Source organism: Metabacillus niabensis, assembly GCF_902829255.1.
GTDB lineage: Bacteria > Bacillota > Bacilli > Bacillales > Bacillaceae > Metabacillus > Metabacillus niabensis.
Genome location: NZ_CADEPK010000111.1, coordinates 1 through 1,223, shown reverse-complemented (window position 1 = coordinate 1,223; position 1,223 = coordinate 1). Strand labels below are relative to the sequence as shown.

1 protein-coding gene is annotated in these 1,223 nt (G+C 31.6%); it reads right to left on the bottom strand.

Annotated elements, in window-relative coordinates; genetic code table 11:
- The coding region (locus HU235_RS10395; RefSeq protein ID WP_233452193.1) for a right-handed parallel beta-helix repeat-containing protein at positions 1 to 1,184 on the bottom strand (1,184 nt) is incomplete at its 3' end.
- Positions 1,185 to 1,223: the final 39 nt, after the last annotated feature.

Here is a 1,223-nt window from a genome sequence, read left to right as displayed (position 1 = left end):
CCGTTTATCGATAAGGAAACTCCTTCTTTAACAGTGTTTGTAAGTTGATTTTTAGTAATATGAATTGATTTTCCATTTACTACTAAAATATCGTATGATGAATTATTGTGAAACTGATTGCTTTCGATGTAAATATTTTGGTTTAAATCATAGCCATCTTCAATATCTATTCCTGATTGTGGTGAAGTTCCTCCTATATGATGTATATGATTCTCTCGTATATAGCTTTGTTTTGTACCACATAAACTGATTCCTTGTCGCCTACAATGATGGAGGTTACATCTTTCAATAAAAGTTTGTTGTGGAAATGTAGCTACTCTTATATTAATTAAACATTTATTCGGATCAGGGATTGTCGTTTGGTGAAGTACTACCCTGGCAAATGCTGCACCTAATGGAACTTCAACTTCATCGAAAAATTGAACTTTTTGTTTAGAAGAATGAAATGTGTTGTCTTTGCTATAAAAAATAACATCGTAAAAGTCACAAACAATATCTGCTCCAAGATTTCCAAATCCATTCCCATATAATCCGAAATAACCATATTTTACTATTTCGGTTTGTGTCAAATCAATCACTAATGTAGATCTAATCTTTTCCTTGGTAACTATGAAAGAACCGTTAGATGGACTTATACTTCCTTGCTCCCAGGATTTAGCTATTAAGGATGGGGGAGGTGAAATTTGACCGAAAGTACTATTTAAAATTATTGCATCTCCAGTGCAATTAAGTATCTCTAAATTGGTTAATCTTACATATTTTGTATTATTTCCACCATTTGAAGGTGGATTAATTGTCCCGATTTCAATCCCATGGCCTCCTTCATGGCTTCCACCAGATGAATAATTGTGTTGGTCTTTATCACCCATAATTATGCCGTTATTTATAGTGGAATACTTCTGATTTTTTTTATAACAAATAATAGAATAGTTACTTAATCCGTTTTCATTTATTTTTAAAGTTGAACCATTTAAATCAATTGTCATATTACTGGCGGGTTCAATAGGAGTAGTTTCATTTATTACATAAGTTCCATGTGGAAATATAACTTTTGTAAAACCATTCTGACTTGCCCACATAAGCGCATCATTAATCCCTTTAGAATTATTTATAGAGAAGGATCCATTATTTGTAATCCCCCATCGGTTTAGTTCTATATAATAGGTGGAAGTTGAAGTTTCCATTTTATTTTTCATCCCCTTAAATAATGTTTATATATTACA